General features: G+C 66.7%; 1 protein-coding gene. It reads right to left on the minus strand.

What is annotated here, in order from left to right:
- Positions 1 to 328: hypothetical protein (locus tag ACU8YC_RS27690; RefSeq protein ID WP_446896353.1), on the minus strand; the 328-nt coding region annotated here is incomplete at its 3' end.
- Positions 329 to 445 lie beyond the last annotated feature (117 nt).

Below are 445 nucleotides of genomic sequence, written 5' to 3' on the forward strand. Positions count from 1 at the left end.
GGTTCGTTGTGTCCGCATCGGTCCAGTACGGCGACGGCGCGACCTCCCACGGGCGCGCGCTCGCGATGACGACGCGGCGCTTCATTTCGTCGTAGCGAACCAGCCCGCGAAGCGCTGGGTCTTCCGCCAACACGTCGAGAAGTTGATGCATCGTCGCGCGTGAGAATTTGCCGGCATGGGCGGTGTCACGTGCGACCGAAACGTGCGAATCGACCGCCGCGCCATCGGGCAACGGCTTGGCTTTCGCAATGTGCGTGCCGCTCGCGATAGCACGCCGCACGGCCTCCGCGCCGCCGCTTACGGCGAGGTCTTTCAGGTCACGCCCCATAGCTCACCTCAACAACTTCACGTCCCGCGTTGGACCAGCGTTGCGCGCACGCAGCGGCCGCGGCCGTGCTCGCCGTGTCATCGTCGGCAGCGACGCTAAGCGGTTCAATGCCAGCCA

This window comes from Citrobacter sp. VF227 (assembly GCF_052950715.1).